Origin of the sequence: Actinomadura rubrobrunea NBRC 15275, from assembly GCF_001552235.1 — a bacterium.
Lineage (GTDB): Bacteria > Actinomycetota > Actinomycetes > Streptosporangiales > Streptosporangiaceae > Spirillospora > Spirillospora viridilutea.
Genome location: NZ_BCQU01000034.1, coordinates 35042 through 53407 on the forward strand (window position 1 = coordinate 35042; position 18366 = coordinate 53407).

Annotated in this window: 11 protein-coding genes; 7 read left to right on the plus strand and 4 right to left on the minus strand. The window is 72.3% G+C overall.

Features of this window, described 5'->3' with window-relative positions; all coding sequences use genetic code 11:
- Window positions 1–175 precede the first annotated feature (175 nt).
- On the plus strand, window positions 176–898 hold the full coding sequence (locus tag AR3_RS13155) for an SDR family NAD(P)-dependent oxidoreductase (RefSeq protein WP_067913742.1): 723 nt from the start codon (window positions 176–178) through the stop codon (window positions 896–898).
- A 623-nt stretch (window positions 899–1521) separates the two neighbouring features.
- Here the strand turns inward: AR3_RS13155 and AR3_RS13160 are convergent.
- Both AR3_RS13160 and AR3_RS13165 read right to left on the minus strand, forming a co-directional pair.
- Entirely contained in the window at window positions 1522–2094 is a 573-nt protein-coding gene (locus AR3_RS13160) for an OmpA family protein (RefSeq protein ID WP_067913746.1), read from the minus strand.
- Between the two features lie 44 nt (window positions 2095–2138).
- Entirely contained in the window at window positions 2139–2690 is a 552-nt protein-coding gene (locus AR3_RS13165) for a hypothetical protein (protein WP_146150248.1), read from the minus strand.
- Window positions 2691–3054: 364 nt separating this feature from the next.
- Between AR3_RS13165 and AR3_RS30505 the strand changes: the two genes are divergently transcribed.
- The 5 genes from AR3_RS30505 to AR3_RS13185 all read left to right on the plus strand — a co-directional run bounded on the left by AR3_RS30505 (window position 3055) and on the right by AR3_RS13185 (window position 7710).
- Window positions 3055–3210 (plus strand): hypothetical protein, encoded by a 156-nt coding sequence (locus tag AR3_RS30505; RefSeq protein ID WP_157406664.1) that lies wholly within the window; start codon window positions 3055–3057, stop codon window positions 3208–3210.
- Between the two features lie 80 nt (window positions 3211–3290).
- The gene (locus AR3_RS13170; RefSeq protein ID WP_067913750.1) at window positions 3291–4484 is read left to right on the plus strand and encodes a helix-turn-helix domain-containing protein; all 1194 of its coding nucleotides are present in this window, start codon (window positions 3291–3293) and stop codon (window positions 4482–4484) included.
- Between the two features lie 101 nt (window positions 4485–4585).
- A complete protein-coding gene (locus tag AR3_RS13175) occupies window positions 4586–5779 on the plus strand; it encodes a helix-turn-helix domain-containing protein (RefSeq protein ID WP_067913752.1) in 1194 nt (397 codons plus the stop codon).
- 159 nt (window positions 5780–5938) lie between these two features.
- Window positions 5939–7270, plus strand: a complete 1332-nt coding sequence (locus AR3_RS13180) for a helix-turn-helix domain-containing protein (RefSeq protein ID WP_227023115.1) — start codon at window positions 5939–5941, stop codon at window positions 7268–7270.
- A 128-nt stretch (window positions 7271–7398) separates the two neighbouring features.
- Window positions 7399–7710 (plus strand): hypothetical protein, encoded by a 312-nt coding sequence (locus AR3_RS13185; RefSeq protein ID WP_146150247.1) that lies wholly within the window; start codon window positions 7399–7401, stop codon window positions 7708–7710.
- Window positions 7711–8639: 929 nt separating this feature from the next.
- On the opposite strand, the gene AR3_RS13190 is transcribed toward AR3_RS13185, so the two are convergent.
- Window positions 8640–9881, minus strand: a complete 1242-nt coding sequence (locus AR3_RS13190) for a glycosyltransferase (RefSeq protein ID WP_067913760.1) — start codon at window positions 9879–9881, stop codon at window positions 8640–8642.
- Window positions 9882–9891: 10 nt separating this feature from the next.
- The gene (locus AR3_RS13195) at window positions 9892–11562 is read right to left on the minus strand and encodes an MFS transporter (protein ID WP_176579568.1); all 1671 of its coding nucleotides are present in this window, start codon (window positions 11560–11562) and stop codon (window positions 9892–9894) included.
- Window positions 11563–11872: 310 nt separating this feature from the next.
- Between AR3_RS13195 and AR3_RS13200 the strand changes: the two genes are divergently transcribed.
- Complete coding sequence (locus AR3_RS13200) at window positions 11873–18346, plus strand: type I polyketide synthase (RefSeq protein WP_067913763.1); 6474 nt, start codon at window positions 11873–11875, stop codon at window positions 18344–18346.
- The last annotated feature ends 20 nt before the right edge of the window (window positions 18347–18366 follow it).

The window sequence follows — 18366 nt, forward strand, 5'->3', positions numbered from 1 at the left end:
GCGGTGCACGCACGACGCGGAGACCGGCGCAGATCGTCACCGTGTCGCACGGGTCGCCCCACCTGCTGACCCTCGTTCGTCCCGGTCGGCGGCTTTCACCCAGAGCCGACCTGGAAGACTCACCACCCAGAGCCGGCTGAGGCTCTGACTTCAGATCCAACGCCAGGGGGTCGGCATGGCACGCACGATCGTGGTCAGCGGCGGGGGCACCGGCATCGGCAGGGCGGTGGCGGCGCGCTTCGCGGCGGACGGGGACCGGGTGGTGATCATCGGTCGCCGCGCGGACGTCCTGGAGAAGGCGGCCGGGGAGCTGGGCGCCACCGCGCTGCCCGCCGACCTGAGCGAGCCGGCGCAGGTCGAGCGGGTGCGCGCCGCCCTGGCCGACCGCTTCGGCTCGATCGACGTGCTGGACAACAACGCGGGCGGCAACGTCGAACGGCACGGCGACCTCGGCGGCGTCGCGGAGCGGTGGACGGCCAACTTCCGGGCCAACGTGCTGACGGCGGTGCTGCCGACCGAGGCGTTCCGCGATCTGCTCAACCCGTCCGGGCGCATCGTGTTCATCAGCTCGATCGCGGCCTTCCGCAGGTCGAACGGCACCTCGTACGGGCCGATGAAGGCGACCCTGCATCCGTACGCGTTCGATCTCGCCGCCGCCCTCGGGCCGCGCGGCATCACGGTGAACGTGGTCGCCCCTGGATACATCGAGAACACCGAGTTCTTCCGCGACACCATGGACGACGAACGCCGCGCGACGCTCATCGCCCAGACCCACACCGGCCGGGCCGGGACGCCGCAGGACGTCGCCGAGACCGTGTACTGGCTCGCCTCGCCCGGCGCCGGGCACGTCACCGCGCAGATCATCCAGGTGAACGGCGGAGCCGAACGCGGCCGCTGACCCGCCGCGCGACCGCGCCGACGCCATCCAGGACGCCTGGCGGCGCGAGCTGCCGAGCGTCCCGGCCAGAATGCCTGCACGCTTTTTGGGGACGCGCCGGCCAGTGTGCAGGCTCATGCGCTTTTGGCGGCCGACGTGCGCTCGCGTGGCACAGCGATAGGCGGACGTGCCGGGGACGCCGTGCGTCGGCCCTGGATTGCGACGCTGGTGGTCACGCGCATCCATGGCCGGGGCGCGATGAAGCCAGGCGCGCACTTCGTGGCAGAGGGCAGTTATCCGGTGGCGACGACGGGGGCACCAGTGCGGCACCTTGCGGGGCGCGCTTCGCTCACATGGCCTGCGAGCCGATGCGGCACGTTTAAGCGCCGTCCCCAGGAGCCGGCCCGACCAGCGGCCACGATGGCCTGGCCGTGGCGACCTGCTGCACCCGGTGCCAACGGCACGCGGCCGCGGTGTCCGGGGGTGGCGAACGGGCACACCCGCCGCGGCGGCCTGTCCCCAAACCAGGCGCGAGTCGTATCCGACCCTCACCAATGAATCTGGCGCTGAAACAGCGGCACCGGACGTTGGTGCGGCGATACAGCTAGATGACCTTGGCGACCGTCCGTGGGAGGGCAATGACCTCAGCTCTGGCGGAAGGTCACCGTGACGCGGCGGTTCTTGGCCCGGCCCGCCGGATTGTCCTTGCCGCCGATGGTGTTGGGCGCGACCGGGTTCGCTTCGCCGTGTCCGATCGCCGTGACGCGCACGTTGCTCCCGGACAGTGCCTGCTCCAGCGCCGCCTTGACGGCCGCAGCACGCGCCTTGGACAGCCGCAGGTTGTAGGCGGGAGTTCCCTTCGCGTCGGTGTACCCGTCCACCCGCACCGCCCCGGACGTCTGGCGGATTCTCGCGGCAAGCTCGGCGATCCGGCGGCGCGCGTCGGCGGTGAGCGTCGCCTTGTCGAAGTCGAACAGCACGTCCGACGCCAAGGTCACCGTGACCCGCCCGTTGGAGGCGGTTTCGCTCTGCAGAGGGGTGATCGAGGCCGGCAGCTGAAGGTCGACGGTCGTCGGCTGGATCGGCACGATGCTCTTCTGGATGTTGGCGTCCGGCACCTCCGGAAGGGGACTGGGGCTGGGGTCTGCCACCACGGTCCCCGCAGCCGACCCGGTGCCGACCGCACCGATGCAGACCACCCCGGCGAGCAGGAACACCAGCGCTCTGACGGGCCGAGGCGAACGTGGCTTCCGGCGCTCCATCACCGCTCCAATGGCACGTTGCGGAACGGTGGCCATTCCCCGATGTAGACGTCCACCGTCGACACGTTCTCCGGCGGCGCCGCGAAGGTGTACCGCAGGTACATGGGCGTGTTGTTGCGGCCGTTGGTGAACACGTCATGGGAGCCGAGCTCTGCGCCCTTGGCGTCCTTGAGGACGACATGCCGCTTGGCGTTCACCGGGTCGACCAGGTACGGGTAGAGCCCGCGATTGCCGTTGATGTCGTATGGACTGATGTCGTCGTCGTGCTCGCCCGGCACGTGCGGCGTCAGCGACACGCTGAGCACGGCCAGCTTCCCGGTCCTGTGCAAGCCGTGGATCTTGACGTCCACCGTGGCGCCGTCCGCCAGCGGCGACGGGAAGGTGGCCTTGGCCACGGTCTTGTTCACGTCGACGCTCGGGGCCGCCGTGCTCTTGGGGTTGGCGGACGAGCCCTCGGAGTCCCCGCCCTTGCCGAAGACTGAACATCCGGTGGCCGCCACCACGAACGCCCCCGCGGCCATCGCGATGCGCAGGCCTCTACGCAACGTCACCTCTGCCCTTTCCTTACCCTTCGTGTCCGGTCGTGACCATAGCGGCACAGACAGACAGAACGTCACTCTGGCCAGGTCAGAGCACAACGTCAACTCGATAGCGAGGCGTGGACACGGCGCCCGTGGTCTGAGAAGCGTCATCGAACGACGGTGACACGTGTTGGACCGCCGGGTGACAGGCGTAGGGCGAGTGGTGACGCTATGTTCCGCTGCGGGGTCCGGAGAACGCTGGCAGAAGGGCGCATGCAATGGGGAAGCATGCAAAGGAACAAGCGTGCGGTGCCTCCGGCGGGACGGGACAGGCGTCGTGACCAGGGTCGTCGGGCTTCCGCCTGTTGACCGGCGGCTCTTCATCCCTGAGACAGTGTGGGTCGTCCGGGACGGCGAGCTGGTGCCGTTGTCTCGCCGCGACGACCCGCAGGAATGGGAACGGCTGGTGGCGTCGGATGAGCCGATCGTCACGCAGCTCAAGGACGGCATGTGGCCGACGTCGTCCTCGTCCGCCCCGTCGGTGATGTAACTGCTGATCGCTCTCCCGTCTCCCAGAAGCAGCCCGGGTCGTAGCCTGAAAATGCGGCCGCTCAGGAGAGGTAGGGGTCGATGGTCGACGACGCAACCCCGGAGCACGTGGGCAGGCGCATCGCCCGCTGGCGGAAGAAGCGCGACCTGACACAGATCGGGCTGGCGCAGCGTGCGAACTACTCCCGGTCCTATCTGGTGCAGGTAGAGGCCGGCCACAAGGTCGCCACTCCCGCGTTCGTCGCCGCGACGGCCGCCGCGCTGGGCGTCGATCCGTCCGTGCTGTGGGGACAGCCGTACGGGCACGACGACCATGTGCACGCGGCTGTTCCCCAACTGCGTCGCGTCCTGGCGTACGTCGATGTAGGGCCTGAACTCGCGAGCCCTCCCCGCAGTCTCGATGTGCTCGCCGCCGAGGTCGCCACCGCGCAGCGGCTGATGCTCAAAGCGCAGCTCACTAAGATCGGGGAACGGCTCCCAGCCGTGCTCGAAGAGCTCATGCACTGGGCGTACGAGACCGACGACCCGCGAGCCTGGGGACTGCTGTCTCGGGCATTCCGCGCCGCGGGCAGCCTCACGCGCCGGCTCGGTTACAGCGGTGACGCCCTGGCCCTGCTCGGATGCGGCGCCGACGCGGCACGACGGTCGCAAGATCCGAACCTGCCGCTGCTGGTGACGCTGGTCCGGGCTTTGATTCTGATGAACCTGAACGAGCCCAAGCCCGCGCTCAAACTGCTGGACCAGGCAGCGGCGAACGTCGATGACGACAGCCCCGACGGCGGCGAAGTCGGCGGCGCGATCGAGTTGCGGTCGGCCATCATCGCGGCGCGCGCGGCGCGGGACCACGACGAGTACAGCTCTCGGGCGTGGGATTACTGGAGGAGGGCGGCTGAACGCATCCGCCGGGGACGCGTCGGGACGCCGGTGCATCTGCTGGAGTTCACGCCCGCGAACGTCGCCATCCACGGGGCCGCCGTCGCGGTCGAGCTCGGTGACATGGACGAGGCGGCGCGCCGTGACCACGAGATCGGCGAGCCCACGCTGGCGAAGCTGCCTCCCGAGCGGCGCGCGCACCACGAGATCGACATGTCGCGCGTCCACGTGGAGACAGGGAACTACAGCAAGGCAGAGGCACGGCTGGAGAGCGCCGACCGCATCGCCCCGCAGATGGTCACCTTCCACCCGACGGCGCGTTCTGTGGTGACTCACTTGGTAGGCGTCCGGCGCACGCTCCCCGAACCGCTTCGGCGGCTCCACCACCGCATGCGCACATAGCCGCTTCGTGACGCCCTAACCACGGACGTCAGCACACGGGACGCACGACGGACCTGCGCCGTAGCCTGAGACTGCGACCGGGCAGGAGAGGTGCAGGGCCGATGTCCGACGATGCCACCCCCGTGCACGTGGGCAAACGCATAGCACGGGCGCGCAAGAGGCGCGGCCTCACCCAGCAAGGGCTGGCGCAACGTGCGAAGTATTCGCGGTCCCACCTGGCGCAGGTGGAGGCGGGGCACAAGGTCGCCACTCCTGCGTTCGTGGCGGCTGTGGCCGCGGCTCTCAGCGTGGACCCCGCGGAAATTTACGGACAGCCCTACCGTGGCCACACGCCACATGAAGACCAAGTCCACGGCGCAATCTCTGATCTGCGGCGCGCGATGGCCTGCGTCGATGTCGGTCCTGACTTGGACGTACCGCCGCGAACGCTCGATCAGCTGGCCGCTGCGATCGACGCCGCTTTGCAGTTGCGCCACCAGGCACGCCACGTCCAACTCAGCGCCCGCCTGCCTGCCCTCATCGAAGAACTCACCTGGCACGCCTACGAGGTGGGCGGCCCGCGCGCCTGGACTCTGCTCAACCGTGCTCACAACATCGCGGCGTCCCTCACGCGACGCCTCGGGTACAACGACCTGTCCGGGCAGATCATGGAGCGCGCCGCCGTCTCCGCCCGGCAGTCGGAGGACCCGCACCTTCCGTTGATGATCACGCACCGGCGGGCGCTGCTGATGATGGGGGTCGCCGCCTACGGGCCGGCGGTCCGTCTGCTCGACCGTTCGATCAGCCGAGTGGACCGGGCCAGGCTTGATGCGACCGAGGTGCTCGGCTCTCTCCATCTGCGTGCGGCCGTGGTCTCGGCCCGTGGCCGAAGGCCGTCGGACGCGTGGGAGCACTACGAGCAGGCCGTCGAGGTGAGCCGGGCAGCCGGCGGGCCCTCCCTGGACGCGCACGGCACCGATTTCAACCCCGGGAACATCGCCATTCATGGCGCGGCGATCGCATTGGAGCTGGGCGACCTCGACGAGGCGGTCCGGCGGGACGAGCAGATTCCGGCTCCCTTGCTGGCCGGACTAGCGGCGGAACGTCGCGCACACCATCACATCGACATGTCCCGAGTGCACGTCGAACTCGGAAACTACGACACTGCGCTTGAACGGCTCGTGGCCGCCGATCGTACGGCACCGCAGATGACGCGTTACCACCCCTCGGCGAGGTCCGTAGTGACTCATCTAGTGGATATGCGGAGGACTGTTCATGAAGCGCTGCGGCGGCTCCACGCCCGCATGAGCGCCTAGCCGGTAGCTGACTCATTTCCTCATAGAGGCTGGACACGAAACACCAACCCCTCTGTTCCGCAATGTAGGGCTGCTTCTGAGCCGCTGCGCCGCAGCCGAGACTGCCGGGACCTGATCAGGAAGGCGAAGTCTGGGCGCGGACGATCGCGCGGATGGCACTTGTCTGACCCGCTCGCCGCGTCGGGAGTGCTGTTGGTGATGCGACGGCTCACAGAGGATTTCGGGCGGAAGGAGGTTCTGCCCCGTACTGTGGGTGACGAGGATCGAATCGACCACGCGAGGGTGGCCATGGCTCGACTCGCTGACGACAGTGCACGCCGCATCGGCCAGAACGTGCGTGCCGCCCGCCGGGCAAGTGGCAAGAGTTTGGAGACGGTCGCTGGTCTGGTCGGCCGATCCAAGGCGTGGCTGTCCAAGGTCGAGAACGGCAAGACGCGTCTTGAACGCCGATCCGACATCGCCGCGCTCGCGGAGGCGCTTGAGGTCTCGGCCGACTACCTGCTCGATGGTCCAGCGCCGGAAGTCCAACCTGAGCGGCAGGTCTACAGCCTGCTGGGATTGCAACGGGTGCTGCTTGATGCCGCCCCTGATGATCCGCCTGACATTCCGGCCCGTCCGCTTGAGGTGTTGCGCGCAGAGGTCCACCAGGCCGACATGGCACTTCGCGACGCTGACTACGCCACCGTTATTCGCCTGCTGACATCCGTTATCGGCGAGCTGTATGTACACGCCGCCACCGGGGACGAACAGGCACGGAGCGAGGCGCTGCGCCTCGTCGTCCAGGCGTGCGGCTCTGACGCGACGTGCATGCTTCGGCATCTGGGCGAGGCCAATCTCGCATGGATCGCAGGGGAGCGCGGGCAGCAGGCCGCGGACATGTTGAATGATCCGGTGTGGCGTGGTGCCGCCGCGTTCGGGCGCGCGCATGCGCGAATCTCGGCCAACAAGCCTCGGGCGCTCATGGTCACCCCCCGGATCGCCGACGAGGTGGAACCGCACATCGGGGACGACCCGTTCGGTCAGCAGGTGTACGGCATGTTGAGGCTGTCGAGTGCTCTCGCGTGCCAGATCAACAACGACCATCAAGCGGCCGCGGACCATGCGGCCGAGGCCGCCCGGGTCGCCGAACGCCTCGGTGAGGACCCGAACGCCTTTGAACTGTTCGGACCGGCCAACACGGGCGTCTGGCGGGCAAGCTTGGCGGTGGAGGCTGAGCAACCGGCCGAGGCGCTCACCTATGCCGATGAGGTGCAGCCGCGTTTCCTGGCGTCCAAAAACCGGCGGGCGGCGCTGTGCATGGAGAGGGCGCGTGCCCGCGCGATGCTCGGTCACTCGCCGAAGGTCATCTACCAGGAGTTGCGTCAGGCGGAACGCCTGTCGCCTCAGCAGACGCGCAACAACCCGTTCATTCGGGAGCTCGTGGCCGATCTCCTTGACCGTTTCGGTGGCCGTGAGCTGCGCGGACTGGCGTGGCGCATGAACCTGATCTGACAGAGGGTTTCTGAACGGAAACGCTCTGCAACTATGCGCGTCCTACGGTGCCGCCGAACACGGAGGCGGCCCCGGACGCGACGATGCAGGCGTCGACCGGGGCCTGACCAGGAAGGTGGGTCCTGGCTATGGACGATCGTACGGGCGGATTGCACTCGTACGACCCGCTTGCCGCGTTAGGAGTGCGGTTGGCGGCGCGGCGGCTGACGGTGGACTACCGGGCGGATGGGCTCCACGTCGTCAACGAGAACGTCACCGGGTGCTGCGCCGAGACGGCGCACCCGTCCGACCTGATCACGTGCCGGCGCCGCGCCGACGACGGCGGCGTGCCGTGGTTCTTCACCTCGTGGCGGGAGCCGATCGCCCCCGCTGAGCAGGTGGACGACGCGGCCATGTACATCTACGCCTGCCTGTCGCGGCGGCCGGAGGAGCGGTCATGACCGCCGGGCCGGTCGCCGGTGGACGGGCGGCGGAGGCGGATGACGAGCGGGTGCTGGCCGTGCTGCGTGCGCGCTTCCCAGCGGTGATGGTCTGGCGCGGCGCGTTCACCGGCAGCCTGTGGGGCGCCTGGCGTGACCCTTCCGGCCGCGTCCACTTGATCGAGGCGGATGACCCGGCCGAGCTCGCGCGTCGCCTGGACGCGTCCGTGCCGCAGTGGCCGAGCGGGGCGTTGGGAGTGGGCGGGATGACGGCGGAGCTGTGGGCGCCTTCCACATTTCGGGCTCCGGCTGGCCCTCCGCCAGCACGCACCGAACCACCTGCGCGTTCGGGCGGTGCGCTGTCCGGGCCGCCGACGGCTGCGCTGCGTCCGCATGCGGAGGTCCGGTCTCACGATCGTCAGAGTGCGGTGTCGCATCAGCCGCCGCGGACGGTGGCGGCCGTACCTACCGATGCGCAGTCATCGTCGCGTGGTCTCGTGGCGTCGTCTCGTACGTGGGCCGGACAGCTTGCGAGTTCGCGCGATGCTCTTTCCACGTCTTCGGAGAGTGTGGCTGCACGGCCTGCATTTGTGCAGGCTCGGCCACACGTAGGTGCGGTTTCGCACGGGTCCACGCGGGCGGTGGCGGTGTTTGCTGCGGCGGATTCATCGCCGCGTGGTGTGGTGGCATCGCGTCCGCCGGACCTGTCACGTCCGGCGCGGAGGCGGCACGAAGCGCACCGGGGCCGTGGGCGTTGCGACGGCTGCTCGGCGCGTTGTCGCGGACGGACGAGTGGTGATCGGCGTGGTGCTGAGCGGCAGTCGCTAGTCCTGGACGACGGTCGGCACCACAATCAGCGTCCTCGAGTGCGGCAACTCGGGTGCCGTCGCCCTCCTAACGCCGCAGCCCTGGGCACCGGTGTGGCCTGGTGCCTGGGGCTGCGGCGACTGTCATAGGGATTCGAGGACGTTGCAGGCGTGGGTGAGGCCGTCCTCGGAGCGGATGCGGCGGCCTAGGGCGGAGGCGTTCCGCCAGATGTCCTGCGACTGGACGGCTTGGCGGATCGCGTTCGCCAGGCGCGGCACGGTCAGGCTGCTGAACGGGACGGGGCGAGGCCCGACGCCCAATGCCGCTACACGTTCGGCCCAGTACGGCTGGTCGCCGAAGAACGGGCACACCACCGCGGGCACGCCCGCGCGCAGCCCGGCGGCGGTCGTGCCTGCGCCGCCGTGGTGGACGACGGCCGCCATCTGGGGGAACAGCCACGAGTGCGGCACGTCCCGTACGGCGAGGACGTCGTCGTCCGAGGTGGACGGGTCGCCGTGGACGATGCCGCGGACGCCCGCCAATCGCAGGGCCGTGCGGACGATCCGGTCGGTCATGTCCGGGTCCTTGGGCACCATGCTGCCGAAGCCCACGTAGACGGGCGGCGGCCCGGAGGCCAAGAATTGCGCGAGTTCGGCGGGCGGCCGCCATGACGGCTCGTCCAGGAACCAGTAGCCCGTCACGTGCACGTATCTGGGCCAGTCGCGGGGACGCGGTACGACGCTCGGGCTGAAACACGCCAACACGGGGCGGCCTTCGCGGCGGGCCTCGTGCATGGGGCCGCGCGTCGACAGCGGCGCCAAGCCGAGGCTGTCACGGCGCCAGGGGTTGATGAACGGACGGGACAACTGCCAGGCGAGCTGGTCGACGGCCAGGAAGCTCGCCCGGTTGCCCACAGGGCCGAGCAGGCGCGCCTGCGGCAGGAACGGGTGCGGGAACGCGCCGGTGGGGTGGCTGGGCTGGAAGTGGATCAGAGCCCAGGGGATCGACCGGTGTTCGGCCAGGTGGCGGCCCAGCAGGCCCAGGGTGGGGCTGAGGATGAGGTCGGCGTCCTTGCAGGCGTCGTGGCATTCGTCCAGGAGCCGTTGCGCCATCGGGCCGAGGATGCGGCGGAACCCGCCCAGGAAAGTGACGGGGTTGCGGCCCCCGGCGAGCAGCTTCTGGCCCGCGTCCGAGGAGAGGATCTCGGTGGGGTCGGCGGTGAGGGGGGCGTGGTCGAGCCCGGCGGCGAGGGCGAGGGGGGCGTAGCGGGTGCCGGCGACCAGGCGGACGCGGTGGCCGCGGGCGGTCAGCGCCCGGCCGAGCGCCGCGCACGGCTGGACGTCGCCGCGCGACCCCGCTGCGAGGATCACGATTCTGCGGCTCAACGGTCCTCCTTTACCAGGCGTCGCCGCGCCGTGGGCCGTCCCATTCGCCCCAAGGGTCGGTGTCGTCCTCCGGCACGTACGGGAGGTACCAGCCCGGGGGCGGCGGGGGGAAGGGGAAGCGGCGCGGCGCCTCGTCCCCGCGCGGCGACTGGACGTCTGTGGAGCTGTGGGGGTGTGCGCTCTTGCGGCGCAGGCGGCCGAATCGGGGAGCCTCGCCGGAGGCGACCGGGGCGGCGAGGACGGGTTCGGGCCGGCGCGGCGGCGGCACGGACGGGCGGGAGCGTTTGCCGTGCTTGGGGCCGGTCCAGCCGCGCCTGCTGGGCAGCGTCGCGCCGCAGATCAGGCCGCCGATCAGCACGAGGGCGGCGCCGAGGACGAGGCCGGAGGCGGTGCCCTCGCGGAACCGCTCCAGGCTCTGCGCGCTCGCGCCCGCGTCCGGAACCTCCCGCACGAGCACCCCGAGGATCGCGATGCCGAACGCGCCGGACGCCTCGCGGATCACGTTGATGATCCCGCTGGCGACTCCTGCGCGTTGCTCCGGGACGGCCTTGAGCACGTACATCACCAGCGGCATGGCCAGCGCCGCCCCCGCCCCGAGGATCATCACGCCGGGCATCAGCTCGGCGTAGCCGTCGCCGCGCCGCAGCGTGGAGAACAGGAACATGCCGAACGCCATCAGCGCCATGCCGCCGCCGATGGCCGGGCGCGGCCCGATCCGGGCCGCGAGCCAGAACCCCACCGGGGTCAGCGCCATGATCGCGATGGACGGCGGCAGCAGCACCAGGCCCGCCTCGGGCGGGCTGAACCCCAGGTAGCGCTGCAGGAACGCCGCCGAGTAGAAGATCATGCCGTTGAAGCCGATGCCGTAGAGCATCTGCGACACCAGCCCCCCGGTGAACACCCGGTTGCGGAAGAACCGCAGGTCGATCATCGGGTCGGGGGCCCAGCTCTCCACGACGACGAAGCACGCCAGCGCGACCAGCACCAGGGCGAACACGCTGAGCACGGACGGGTCGGTCCAGCCGCGCGTGCGTCCCTCCTCCAGCCCGTAGGTGAACGCGAACAGCATGGTCGCGGAGATGAGCACGCCCGGCAGGTCCACCCGGGCGTCGGGGTTGGCGGCCCGGTCCGACAGCACGGCCAGGCCGAGCAGGATCACCAGCACGCCCGGCGCGACGTTGATGAGGAAGATCCAGCCCCAGTGCCAGTGCTGGACGATGAACCCGCCGATGGCCGGGCCGAGCGCGGTGGCGGTGGAGCCCGCGCCCACCCACACGATCATGCCGAGGGAGCGCTGCCGGTCGGAGCGTCCCACGGTGACCATGACCTGCGTGGCGGGCAGCGCCAGCGCGGCGCCCGCGCCCTGCGCCACCCGCGCCAGGATGAGCACGGTGGCGTCCGGCGCCAGCCCGCACGCCGCGGACGCCGCCGTGAACACCGCCATGCCGGACACGAACGCCGCCCGGCAGCCGTAGACGTCGGCGATCCGCCCGCCCGCGATCAGCAGGCAGGAGAACATCAGGATGTAGCCGGTGGCCACCCAGTCCTTGGCCGCGGCGGACAGGTCCAGGTCGGCCATGATCGTGGGCAGGGCGTTGGCGACCACCGTGTTGTCCATGGTGATCATGAACGCGCTGACGGCGACGACCGCCAGCGCCCATCTGTATCGGCCGCGTGTCAACGCACCTGCGCGGCGCATTCCCCCGGCCCCGCGGGCGCCGCCGGACGGGCGCGGAGAAAAGGCCGCTTCCCCCTACGAGCGTGTGTGGTTATTGTGACGAATTGTTTGCGGGCGGTTACCGTTCCTTGTGGCCGGAGCGGTTCTGTCAACTATCCCATGAGGCCACAGCGGCGCGCGTGCGGTCTTGTCATTAAGGTGACAAGTAAACGCGGAGAAAAGTGGTCTGGGTGCGCATCATGCGCCGGTGATTGTGGGTCAAGGTGGTCCCTCCGCTTCGAACGATCCTGGATTCATTGGGGGATCCGCACGCATGCAGAGCACCGATCGTTCCGGAGCCGCGCAGGACGGCACGCGGATCAGCGAGGATTCGGTTCGCCGGTTCCTGGTCGAGCAGATCGCGCGCCGCTCCGGCGTCCCCGCCGCCGACGTCGACACGGGCCGCCCCCTGGAGGAGTTCGGACTGGCCTCGCGCGACGCGGTGGCGGTCGCGGGCGAGCTGGAACGGCTGCTCGGCCGCGCCCTGCCCGCCACCCTCGTCTGGGAGCACCCGACGATCGACCGGCTGGCCGCCGCGCTCACGTCGGGCGACCCCGCCCCCGAGCCCGCCCCGGCGCCCGCGGGCCGGACGCGTGCGGACGAGCCGATCGCCGTGATCGGCGTCGGCTGCCGGTTCCCCGGCGGCGACCGCGACCTGACCGGCCCCGGCGACCTGTGGGCCTTCCTCACCGGACGCGGCGACGCGATCCGCGAGGTCCCCGACGACCGGTGGGCGCCGTTCGACGACGGATCCCCCGAAGCGGCCGACCGGCTCGCCGCCACCACGCGGCTCGGCGGCTACCTGCGCGACATCGCCGCGTTCGACGCCTCGTTCTTCGGCATCACCCCCCGCGAGGCCGCCGTGATGGACCCGCAGCAGCGGCTCGTCCTGGAGGTGGCCTGGGAGGCGTTCGAGCACGCCGGGCTCGGCCCGGCGGGGCTGCGCGGCTCCCGCACCGGCGTGTTCATCGGCGTGTCCGCCCCCGAGTACGCCGCGTTGACCGCGTCCGACCCGGCCGCGCTGGAGGCGTTCACCGCGACCGGCGCCGCGCTCAGCGTCGTCGCGGGCCGCCTGTCGTACCTGCTGGACCTGCGCGGCCCCAGCATGATCGTCGACACGGCGTGCTCGTCGTCGCTGGTCGCGACGCATCTGGCGGTCCGCGCGCTGCGCGACGGCGAGGCGGACGTGGCGCTGGCCGGCGGCGTCAACGCGCTGCTGTCCCCGACGATCACCATGACGTTCGACCAGGCGGGCGGGACCGCCGCCGACGGCCGGTGCAAGGCGTTCGACGCGTCCGCCGACGGCATGGTCCGCGCCGAGGGCTGCGGCGTCCTGGTGCTCAAACGGCTGTCGGACGCGCTGCGCGACGGCGACCGGGTGCTCGCGGTCGTCCGCGGCAGCGGCGTCAACTCCGACGGCCGTTCCAACGGCCTGGTCGCCCCCAACGCCGAGGCGCAGAAGGCGCTGCTGCGGGAGGTGTACGCGGCGTGCGGGGTCGACCCCCGCCAGGTCGACTACGTGGAGGCGCACGGCACCGGCACGTTCCTCGGCGACCCGATCGAGGCCGCGGCGCTGGGCGAGGTGCTCGGCGTCGGCCGCGACCCGGACGCGCCGCTGCTCATCGGGTCGGTCAAGTCGAACCTCGGGCACCTGGAGTCGGCGGCGGGCGCTGCGGGGCTCATCAAGACCGTCCTGGCGCTGCACCACCGAGTGATCCCGCCGAGCATTCACTACAAGGAGCCCAACCCGCACATCCCGTTCGACGACCTGCGGCTGCGGGTGGCGGCCGACGAGACGCCGTGGCCGGACCGGGACCGGCCCGCGCTCGCGGGCGTGTCGGGCTTCGGGTTCGGCGGCACGAACGCGCACATCGTCCTGGAGGAGGCGCCGCGGCCCGCGCCGCGCTCTTCACCCCCGGCCGCCATGCGGGTGTTCCCCCTGTCGGACGCGTCCGACGACCGCGTCCGCGACCACGCCCGAGTGCTCGCCGACTGGCTCCGCACCCGCGACGACGTCTCGCTCGCCGACCTCGCCCACACCCTGCACCGCCGCAACGGACGCGGCCGGGCGCGCGCCGCCGTCGCCGCCCGCGACCGCGCCGCGCTGCTGGACGGGCTGACCGCCCTGGCCGAAGGCCGCCCCCACCCCGGCGTCGTCGCCGGCACCGCGCTCGGCGTGCCCGGCAAACCCGTCTGGGTGTTCTCCGGGTACGGCGCCCAACGCGCGGGGATGGCCCGCGGGCTGCTGGAGGAGGAGCCCGCGTTCGCCGAGGCCCTGGACGACCTGGACACGCTGTTCGCCGAGGAGGGCGGCCCCGCCGTCTGGGACCTGCTGGAGTCCGGCACCAAGCCGGACGGCCCCGTGGAGGCGATGTGCGCGCTGTTCGCCGTGCAGGTCGCCCTGGCGCGCACGTGGGCGTCGTACGGGGTCACGCCCGGCGCGGTCATCGGGCATTCGATGGGCGAGGTCGCCGCCGCCGTCGTCGCGGGCGCCCTCACCCTGGCCGACGGCGTCAAGGTGATCCACCGCCGGTCGCGCCTGCTGACCCGGCTGGTCGGGGGCGGCGCCATGGCGGTGCTGGGCGCGTCCGCCGACGAGGTGGCGCGGCTCGCCGAGGGGCTGCCGGACGTCCACCCCGCCGTCCACTCCTCGCCGAAGCAGACCGTCGTCACCGGCGACGCCGACCAGATCGCTGAAATCGTGCGACGCGCCGAGGAGGAGGGCCGCCTGGCCCGCCTGGTCAAAGCGGAGGGCGCGGGCCACTCGCCGCAGGTCGACCCGCTCGTCCCCGAGCTGCGCGAGCAGCTCGCCGACGTCGGCGCCGAACCCGGCACCCCGCTGGCCGACGGCATCCGCCTCTACACGACCGCCTTGGACGACCCGCGCGCCTACGCCGACGGCACGCCCGCGCTGACCGCCGACCACTGGGCCGCGAACCTGCGCAACCCGGTGCGGCTCGCGGACGCGGTGGCCGCGGCCGCCGACGACGGCTTCCGCACGTTCATCGAGGTGAACGCCCACGCCCTCCTCACGCACGCGCTGGAGGAGACCCTGGAGGGCACCGGGGCGTTCGTCACCCACACGCTCAAACGCGCCCCCAAGGGCCGGGAGACCGACGACACGCTGACCTTCCACACCCGGCTCGCCGACCTCGCCGTGCACGGGCACCCCCTGACCGGCCCGTCCGAAGGCGCGGTGATCGACGTGCCGCCGTCGCCGTGGCGGCACGAACGCCACTGGGTGGACCTGTCGCGCCGCCCGGCGCGGCGCAGCGACGAACATCCGCTGCTCGGCGCGCACGTCGAGCTTCCCGGCGAAGACCGCCACGCGTGGCGCGCCGACGTCGGCACGGCCGCGCAGCCGTGGCCGGCGGACGTGCGCGTCCACGGCCACAACGTGCTGCCCTTCGCCGCCGTCGCGGAGATGGCGCTCGCCGCGGGGGCCGTCGCGCTCGGCAGCCGGCGGGTGCGCGTCAACGGCCTGTGGATGGAACGGAGGCTCCCCCTCGCCGAGCACACCACCGTCACCACCACGTTCACCGAGCAGGAACAGCGCGTCGAGATCCACGCGCTCACCCCCGCCGGCACGTGGACGCGGGTGGCCAGCGCAGACGTCGGCGACGACCACCGCCCGCAGCCCGTCCCGCCGACCGGACCCGCCGTCGAGGTGGCCGGGGCCGAGCGCGGCAGCCGCCACTACGTGCTGCACCCGGAGGTCTTCGACCGCTGCCTGGCCGTCCTGTCGGACGAGGCGGCGCGCCTCGACGCGGGAGTGTGGCTGCCGGAGACGATCGGCGGCCTGCGCGTGTACGGGCCGACGCACCGCGGCGGACGCGTCCACGTCGAGGTGACCGACACCGGCGAGGGGCTGGTCGGCGCGCTGCGGCTGCTCGGCCCGGACGGGGACGTGCTCGTCGAGGCCGTCGAGATCGGGCTGCGGAAGGTGGAGCGCGCGGACGTGCCCGTCCCCCTCACCGACAAGATCACCGAGGTGGTGTGGGACGAGGAGCCCGCACCCGGGCCGGGGGAGCCCCGCGACTGGCTGCTGCTCGCCGAGGACGACGACGCCCTGGCCGCCGCCGTCGCCGCCGAGCTGCACGAACGCGGCCACCGCGTCGCCCGCCGCCCCCTGACCGCCGAACCGCCCGCGAAGCCGGACGCGGCGGCCGTGCTGGCCGTCCCGCCGCCCGACCTCGTCGACGAAGACCTCGTCCTCACCGTCGCCGGGATCGCCCGCGCGCTCCCCGACACCGCGCGCCTGTGGGTGGCGACCCGCCGCGCCCTGCCCGTCGCGGACGGCGAGAGCGGCGAACCCGGCCAGGGCTTCCTCCGCGCCCTCACCCGCGTGCTGGCGTTCGAACGGACCGCGCTGCGCGCCACCCTCGTGGACGTGGACCGCCCGTCCGACCTGGTGACCGAGCTGCTCGGCGACGGCGCCGCCCGCGAGGTCGCCTGGCGGAGCGGCGTGCGCCGCGTCGCCCGCCTCGCCCGCGCCGCGCTGCCCGAACGCCAGGGACGCCCCCGCCGGGTCGTGCGGCGCGGCGGCGCGTACATCATCACCGGCGGGTACGGCGGCATCGGCCTGGTCACCGCCCGGCTGCTCGCCGAACGCGGCGCCGGACGGCTCGTGCTGTCGGGCCGCTCGGGACCGGACGCCGACGCGGAGAAGGCCATCACCCGGCTGCGCGAGAGCGGCGTGGAGGTCGAGGTCGTCCTCGGCGACATCGCCGCCCCCGGCACCGCCGACCGGCTCGTCGCCGCCGCCCGCGAGGGCGGCCGCCGCCTGTGCGGCGTCGTGCACGGCGCGGGCGTCCTCGCCGACCGCCTCGTCGCCGACCTCGGCCCCGACGACCTGCACCAGGTGTGGGCGGCCAAGGTGGAGGGGGCGCGGGCGCTCAGCGCCGCCACCTGGGACCTGGACCTGGACTGGTTCCTGCTGCACTCCTCGGCCGCCGCGCTGCTCGGCTCGCCCGGCCAGGCCGCCTACGCCGCCGCCAACGCGGCGCTCGACGCCCTGGCGGTCCACCGCCGCGCCCACGGCCGCCCCGCCACCGCCGTCGCCTGGGGCACCTGGTCACGCGTCGGCGGCGCCGCCGGCCGGTCCGTGCCGGTCCTCGACCCGATCACCCCGGACGAGGGCGCCGAGGCGCTGGAGGCGCTGCTCGCCGCCGACCGCTCGGTCACCGGCGTGCTGAAGTTCGACCCGGCCGCGGCCGTCGAACTGTTCCCCGAGATCATCGGCATGCCGTACTTCGCGGCGCTGACCGAGACGGCCGCCGCCGCGCGGTCCGACGCCGACGACTGGCCCGGCATCGACGCGGTCCGCCGCCTCCCCGCGGCCGAGGCCCGCGCCGCGATCGCCGCGCGCGTCCGGTACCGGATCGCCTCGGTGCTCGGCTTCGACCCCGAACGGCTCGACCCGTCCGTCCCGCTCACCGATCTCGGCCTCGACTCGCTCGTCGCGGTGCGCATCAAGAGCGGAGTCGAGCACGACCTCGGCCTCACCGTGCCGCCGTCGGTGCTGCTCAAGGGCGCCAGCGTCCACGCGTTCGAGGAATGGGCCGCCGCGGAGCTCGGCCTGGACGCCCCCGCCCCGGCCGCTCCGGTCGCCCCGCACGCCGCGGCGAACGCGACCGACGGGTACGTGATGCCCCGCGACGCCGCCGAACGCCTCGCCGTCCGCATCTTCGAGGACGTGCTCGGCCTGGACCGCGTCAGCGTCACCGCCGACTTCTTCGCCGACCTCGGCGGACGCGACGACCAGGCCGACCAGGTCGTCGCGAGGGTCGCCGCCGAACTGGCCGACCAGGCCGCCCCCGAGCCGGTCACCCGGGGCGAGCTGCTCGCCGTGCCGACCGCCGAGCACGTCGCGGAGTTCCTGCGCGCCGCCGACGAACGCGCCGCGCGCCAGATCGTCCGCCCGCTCCGCCCGTCGGGGACACGGCGTCCGCTGTTCGTCGCGCACCCGGCGGGCGGCACCACCGCCTGCTACCGGCAGCTCGTCGCGCTGCTCGGCGACGACCAGCCCGTCCACGGCCTCGAACGGTTCGACGACGCCCCGCCCCTCACCGAACGCGCCGCCCGCTACGCCGAACGGCTGATGGAAGCGCAGCCGGACGGCGCGTTCCGGCTCGGCGGATGGTCGTTCGGCGGCGTGCTCGCCTACGAGACCGCGCGGCAGCTCACCGCCGCCGGACGCGACGTCGAACTGGTGGCGCTGTTCGACGCCGGGCTGCCGCTGCCGGTCGACGACGAAGCCGACGCCCTGGCCCGCCGGTACTCCGCGTTCGCCGACTACGTCAACCAGACCTACGGCCTCGACATCGCCCTCGCCTACGAGGAGCTGTCCGGGCTGGCCGAGGAGGAGCAGTTCGCGCTGCTCATGGAGCGCGCCGCGCCCCTCGCCGACCGCATCCCCCAGGCCGCGCTGACCCACCAGCTCACGTCCCACCAGGACACCCGCTCCCTGGAGACCTACGAACCCCGGCCCTACGACGGCCGCGTCGTCCTCTACCGCGCCCCGGAGGAGACGCCCTGGGCGGTCCACGACGCCCGCTATGTCCTCGACGGCACCAACGGCTTCGGCCCGCTGTGCCCGAACCTGGAGGTCGTCACCGTCCCCGGGGCGCACCACCTCAACCTGCTCGACCCGCCGGCCGTGCGCGTCCTCGCCGCCGACCTCGACCACCGGCTCGCCGTCGGCGCGGCCGAGGACGGCGGCCGCGCCGCGACCGCACCGGCCCCCTAGCCCCCGGTCGACTCGTCCCG

Coding starts and splice junctions, on each gene's coding strand:
- AR3_RS13155 (WP_067913742.1), top strand. CDS start 176: ATGGCACGCACGATCGTGGTCAGCGGCGGGGGCACCGGCATCGGCAGG.
- AR3_RS13170 (WP_067913750.1), top strand. CDS start 3,291: ATGGTCGACGACGCAACCCCGGAGCACGTGGGCAGGCGCATCGCCCGC.
- AR3_RS13175 (WP_067913752.1), top strand. CDS start 4,586: ATGTCCGACGATGCCACCCCCGTGCACGTGGGCAAACGCATAGCACGG.
- AR3_RS13185 (WP_146150247.1), top strand. CDS start 7,399: ATGGACGATCGTACGGGCGGATTGCACTCGTACGACCCGCTTGCCGCG.
- AR3_RS13200 (WP_067913763.1), top strand. CDS start 11,873: ATGCAGAGCACCGATCGTTCCGGAGCCGCGCAGGACGGCACGCGGATC.